Source organism: Nioella sp. (assembly GCF_964229645.1).
In the GTDB taxonomy this organism is placed as follows: domain Bacteria; phylum Pseudomonadota; class Alphaproteobacteria; order Rhodobacterales; family Rhodobacteraceae; genus Nioella.
Genome location: NZ_CAXREX010000237.1, coordinates 1 through 5,899, shown reverse-complemented (window position 1 = coordinate 5,899; position 5,899 = coordinate 1). Strand labels below are relative to the sequence as shown.

5 protein-coding genes and 1 pseudogene are annotated in these 5,899 nt (G+C 65.0%); 4 read left to right on the top strand and 2 right to left on the bottom strand.

The window, feature by feature from the left end:
* From ACEQXV_RS15950 to ACEQXV_RS15935, 4 genes and pseudogenes are all read left to right on the top strand, one after another.
* Positions 1-1,074 (top strand): annotated as a pseudogene (locus ACEQXV_RS15950) (disulfide oxidoreductase); the annotation flags it as partial.
* The gene (locus tag ACEQXV_RS15945; protein WP_370269987.1) at positions 1,071-1,463 is read left to right on the top strand and encodes an RNA-binding S4 domain-containing protein; all 393 of its coding nucleotides are present in this window, start codon (positions 1,071-1,073) and stop codon (positions 1,461-1,463) included. The pseudogene ACEQXV_RS15950 and the gene ACEQXV_RS15945, both read left to right, overlap by 4 nt.
* Positions 1,464-1,515: 52 nt before the next feature.
* Positions 1,516-1,854: a ferredoxin FdxA gene (fdxA, locus tag ACEQXV_RS15940; RefSeq protein ID WP_370269986.1), complete on the top strand. Its 339-nt coding sequence runs from the start codon at positions 1,516-1,518 to the stop codon at positions 1,852-1,854.
* A 367-nt stretch (positions 1,855-2,221) separates the two neighbouring features.
* Entirely contained in the window at positions 2,222-2,728 is a 507-nt protein-coding gene (locus ACEQXV_RS15935; RefSeq protein WP_100929937.1) for a CarD family transcriptional regulator, read from the top strand.
* Positions 2,729-2,822: 94 nt separating this feature from the next.
* Here ACEQXV_RS15935 and ACEQXV_RS15930 read toward each other — a convergent pair whose 3' ends face one another.
* Positions 2,823-4,721: a cation:proton antiporter gene (locus ACEQXV_RS15930; RefSeq protein ID WP_370269984.1), complete on the bottom strand. Its 1,899-nt coding sequence runs from the start codon at positions 4,719-4,721 to the stop codon at positions 2,823-2,825.
* A gap of 143 nt (positions 4,722-4,864) precedes the next feature.
* Positions 4,865-5,785, bottom strand: coding sequence for an alpha/beta hydrolase (locus tag ACEQXV_RS15925; RefSeq protein WP_370269983.1), 921 nt, complete (start codon positions 5,783-5,785; stop codon positions 4,865-4,867).
* Positions 5,786-5,899: the final 114 nt, after the last annotated feature.

The following is a 5,899-nucleotide window of genomic DNA, read 5'->3' as shown; positions in this document are numbered from 1 at the left end:
CAGGGCGGCCTGATGTGGGGCACCGAGGCGGTAGGCAAGCTGACCGCAGGTGCGGACGCGCTCAAGCCCGTTGCCGTCGCTTTCGTCGATGACGAGGCACGCGAGGATGTGGCGCAGAAGGTCCAGCGCCGCGTGCAGCATTGCATTGTTCGCAAGGTCGCTGCCCTTTTCGAGCCGATGATCGCCATGCAGCGCGACGAGGCGCTGAGCGGCATGGCAAAGGGCTTTGCCTTCCGTCTGGGCGAGGGCTTTGGCATCGTCCCGCGTGGCGAGGTGGCCGAGGACGTGAAGGCGCTCGATCAAGAGGCGCGTGGTGCGCTACGCAAGCATGGCATCCGCTTTGGCCAATTCACCATTTTCATGCCGCTTCTCCTCAAGCCTGCGCCGACCCGTCTGCGCCTAGTTTTGTGGAGCCTTGCCAAAGGCTTGGCCGAATTCCCCGAAGCGCCGCCGCCGGGCCTTGTGACCGTGCCAACCGTCGATGGCCTCGTGCCGGGCACCTATGCGATGGCGGGCTATCGCGCCGCCGGCGCGCGGGCGATCCGTATTGATATGCTAGAGCGCCTCGCCGATATGCTGCGCGACAAAGACAGCAAGGGCGGCTTTGAAGCCAATCCCGATATGCTCTCGATCACCGGCATGACGCTGGACCAATTTTCTGATCTGATGCAGGGCCTTGGCTACAAGGCCGAGCGCGGCGAGCGGCCCAAGGCCAAGCCGGTTGTGGAGGCGCCTGCTGAAGGCGCTGAACCCGTTGAAGCAGCGCCCGAGCCATCACCCGAGGCAGAAGCCGCGCCCGAGGTCGGGGTGTTCTACACCTTCACTTGGGGTGGCCGTGCCGCACGGGCCGAACGCCCGGCCCGTCCGCAGCGCGAGAAACGCCGCGAAGGGGGCAAGCCCGCCGAGGGCGGCGAACGTCCGCGCGGCAAGGGCGGCAAAAAGGATCGCCACAAGGGCAAGAAGCCCGAAGGCGGCCAAAAGCCCAAGGCCTTTGAGGCGCGCCCGCAGCGCGAGAAGAAGATCGACCCCGACAATCCCTTCGCCGCAGCACTTGCCGGCTTCAAGACGAAGTGACCGACGCGGCCCGGCCAAGCATCCGCATCGACAAATGGCTCTGGCATGCGCGCTTCTTCAAAACGCGCACGCTGGCGGCCTCGGTCGTCGCGGCGGGCAAGGTTAGGGTTGACGGCACACCCGTGAGCAAGACCTCGCGAGCGGTGAGCCCCGGCATGGTTTTGACCTTCGTCAAAGAGGGCGAGGTGAAAGTGGTCAAGATCCTCGCCTGTGGCGAGAGGCGCGGGCCCGCTCCCGAGGCGCAAAGCCTCTATGAGGATCTCTCGCCCGAGCCAGAGCCGCGGCCGATGACAAATCCCGGATACGAGGGGAAGGGGCGGCCAAACCGCAAGGATCGGGAAAACGCCGCGGCATTTGATCCCGCCCGGCACCCTTTCGATCTTGAATGAGGGCCGCTCTTGGCCTAGCTAGTCGCGCGACAGCCGAATTGGACCCGATCCCATGACCTATATCGTCAACGACGCCTGCATCGCCTGCAAATACACCGACTGTGTCGAGGTATGCCCGGTGGATTGTTTCTACGAAGGCGAGAACATGCTGGTGATCCATCCCGACGAATGCATCGACTGCGGCGTTTGCGAGCCCGAGTGCCCCGCCGACGCGATCCGCCCCGATACCGAGCCGGACATGGAGAAATGGGTCGAGTTCAACCGCAAGTACTCCGAGGAATGGCCCGTCATCATCACCAAGAAGGACCCGCTGCCCGGCGCCGAAGAGCGCGACGGCGAGACCGACAAGGTGAACAAGTACTTCTCGGAGAAGCCGGGCGAGGGGGGCTGACCCTCTTCCTTGCCCGCGCCCGATCCGGTGCCGAGTACCCGCCGACCCTTGTCCGCGGGGTCGACCGGGTGAGTCGGCGATTCGGCGGGTTTCTTCTGCACGACCTGTGCCAAAAGAGGCAACGCATTGATTTGATGCGTTATTCCCCGGCGAGGCAGGATGCTAGGAGCCCGACCGATTTTATGTTATAAATCTGGTCTACGTGATGACATCTTGCGCAGGGCTCAATGCCTGAACTGCCTCTGGGGGCCTGATAACCGACGATACGACCAAGTGAACGGGAATCGCAACGATTGCCGCGCACTTTTTGTGTCTCTGCTGTCTCTGCCCTGCGCTTTCCGTGTCGGTGCTGCGAGGAACGAAATATATGACCAAAGCGAAAAAATCCGAATTCCGTCCTAACGACTACGTGGTCTACCCGGCGCACGGCGTCGGACAGATCGTGTCGATCGAGGAGCAGGAGATCGCCGGCATCAGCCTCGAGCTCTTCGTGATCTCCTTCGAGAAGGACAAGATGACCCTGCGCGTTCCCACGCACAAGGCATCGGAAGTCGGTATGCGGTCGCTCAGCTCCCCTGACGTGGTGAGCGAGGCGATGAAGACGCTGAAGGGCAAGGCCAAGGTGAAGCGGGCGATGTGGTCGCGCCGCGCACAGGAGTACGAGCAGAAGATCAACTCGGGCGACCTGATCGCGATTGCCGAAGTAGTGCGCGATCTGCACCGCGCCGACGACCAGCGCGAACAGTCCTATTCCGAGCGTCAGCTGTACGAAGCGGCGCTGGAGCGTCTGACCCGCGAAGTTGCGGCCGTGACCGGTGACGAAGCCGCGGCTGCCAAGCAGGTGGACGAGGTCCTGGGCCTGCGCGCCGCGTAACGGCCTGTCTGAAACGAATTGAAAAGGCGCCCCGGTGTGGGGCGCCTTTTTCTTTGTCCGTGCATGGCTTGCGGCCGCTTCGGCCGTGCCGTTGTTATGCCACGTCCTTCTTCCCGCGCTCGTCCAGCGCGGTGAAGAGGGCGGTCTCAAGTTCCTTCTCCAACTCCTTGGCGCGGGCGATGTAGGGCTCGTTCTCGGAAGCCGGGACGGCGGGATTCCACAGTTTCGCCAGTTCGCGGACCGTGTGGCGGTCGTGGTGGTAGAAGGTCTCCTCGGCGATGGCGGCCTCGTATTCGCTCATCCCAATGTTCTCCAGCACGTAGCGGCCAGCGCGCAGCGAGCTGTCGAACATCTCGCGCACGATGTCGTCGGCCCCGGCCTGGTAGAGGGCGTAGACGTGGTTGCGGTCGCGGGCGCGGGCAACGATGTGCAGGTCGGGCCGGATGCGCCGGGCATAGGCCACCAGCTTGGTCGTTGCCTTGTGGTCGTCCAGCGCCGCCACCAGAACCCGCGCCGATCCCAGCCCCGCCGCGTGCAGCAGTTCGGGCCGCGTGGGGTCGCCGAAGAAGCCCTTGAATCCGAAGCGGCGCATCAGCTGGATGGTCTGCATGTCGTGATCGAGCACCACGGTCCGGTAGCCCGAGCTTTGCACCAGCCGGTTCACCACCTGCCCGAAGCGGCCGATGCCGGCGATGATGACCGGGCCTTCCTCGTCTATCTCGTCCGCCTCGGCGGTCTCGGCGTTCTCCTGGAATTTGCGTGCGAGGTGGTCGAAAAGCAGGAACAGAAGCGGCGTGATCATCATCGACAGAGCGACGACCAGAAGCAACCGGTCCGCCAGCGGCTCCGGGAAGACGTTGAGTTGCAGCGCGAAGGACACGAGGACAAAACCGAATTCGCCCGCCTGCGCCAGCCCAAGCGTGAACAGCCAAAGCCCGCGACGGCCCAGTCCGAAGGCGCGGCCGAGGCCGTAGAGGACGGCGCCCTTGATGAAGATGACCGCCACGGCGAGGCCGACGACAAGGAACGGCTCTGCCGCAAGGCGCTCCACATCGATGCCCGCGCCGACAGTAATGAAGAACAGGCCAAGCAGCAGGCCCTTGAACGGCTCGATGCTCGATTCCAGTTCGTGCCGGAATTCGGAGTTCGCCAGCACCACGCCCGCAAGGAAAGTGCCAAGCGCAGGGGAGAGGCCGATAAGCGTCATCAGAAAGGCGATGCCGATGACGATCAGCAGGGCGACTGCGGTGTACATCTCCTGCAGGCGCGCGGAGTGGATGAACCGGAAGAGCGGGCGGGCGCCGTAGATGCCCGCCAGGATGATGACCGCGATGATACCCAGCGTGACCAGCGCGGCCTGCCAACCTTCCAGGCCGTCGACCAGCGACATGGCCGCGCCGTGGCCGTCACCGGCGTGCTCGGTCGCGTGTTCCGCGTCGGTGGCTCGGCGGATACTGCCATCGGGGTTGATCGCGACGGAGGGCATGACCGCCAGCAGGGGCAGGGCGATCAACATCGGGATCACCGCGATGTCCTGCGTCAACAGAACGGAAAACGCAGAGCGCCCGCCATTGGTCTGCATCAGGCCCTTTTCCGACAGCGTCTGCAGCACGATGGCGGTCGAGGACAGCGCCAGCGTCATGCCGACGGCAAGCGACGTCTGCCATGCCAGATCCAGCGCGATTGCGCCCAGCATGATGGCGGTGGTGGTCAGCACGATCTGCAGCCCGCCGAGGCCGATCAGCCGGTGCCGCATGTCCCAGAGCGCCCGGGGTTCCAGTTCCAGACCGATGAGGAACAGCATCAAGACGACGCCGAACTCCCCGAAATGACGGAGGTCGTCGGTATTCGCCACAAGGCCAAGGCCCGGCCCGATCACGATCCCGGCCAGCAGGTATCCAAGGACCGAGCCAAGGCCCAGTCGGGCGGCGATGGGCACCGCGATCACCGCGGCGGCGAGGAAGACTGAGGCCTGAAAAAGGAATTCGTACACTTGGGCTGGGGCTCCTTGCTGTCCGCATCATGATGCGTGGCCTTGGCGGTCAAACGCAACATGCGGATCGATGCAAAGTTACCTTCCGGGCAAATTGTTCAGCGGTAAATGGCCGTATCTTGAAATACGGGCGATGCGAAAGGTCATTCGGCGGGCAGGCCAAGCGGCGTGCGCAGGGGCAGGCGTGGCAGGATGCGCGACCAGCGGGGCGTTCCCGCCTCCGGCAGGAGCGCGCGCAGGCGGCCAAGCGGCAGCGTGTTCGAGAGGAACGCGGTATAAAGCGGGAAGACCCCGGCGCGCAGGTAGGGCGACCAGTGACAGACCAGCCGCTGCGGTTCGGCGATTGGAAAGCCCGCGGTGCGCAGGGCCTCAAGGCTGGCGGCGTCGTCCAGTTGCAGCGTCACGAGGTTGGGCAGGGCGGGGTTGCCGTGACCAAGCATCCTGTCGTTCGGCTTGTCCGGTGCCACCAGCCGTTCCATCAGGAAATCGTACAGGTCGTTCTCGCGGCTGGTGACGTTCAGCACCTGCGTTGCCCGACCCGACGCGCCGGTCAGGGCATCTCGGGCAACCCCGGCGTATTCCGCCGCGGCCAGAAGGACGGCCCGGGTGACCGCGCCGGGCCTGCCGCATGCGATGGCCGTCAGGGCGACCCGCGCCCCCAGCGAATGCGCCACGAGGTTCACGGGTCGCGCCGGTGCGTGCCGTCGTACCTCGGCCAGAAGGTGCGCCAGGGCCTCGCCGGCCACCGCGGCCTCGGCGTGGGCGTCCCAGATCGTGCCACGTGCATTCCATCCGAAGGATATGCCCAGACCCTCGCCCTGCTGGCCGCGCAGGCCCAGGTGGCGTGGCCAGCCGATCACGCGGGGATCGGTGACCGAAGGGGCGCGGGCAAAGATCGTGTCGTGCGGGCAGTGCCGGGGGTGGCCGGGCAGGTACTTGTAGCCGTGAACCATGACGGTCACCGGGCCGGGGTCCTCTGCCAGCGCCCGGCGCAGGGTCGGGGACAGCGGCGCCGTAGCGCCATGCAGGCGCGCTTTGCCGTCCGTCACAGTGATGCGTAGCATTGGCATGGCAGCGTCCCACTACATCTTGTGGATGACCCGTACGCCCAGCCTGCGAAACATTGATGAAAGCGCGGTGACCGCTGTGTGACGCTCTTGAAATGTGTCCTTAAGGTC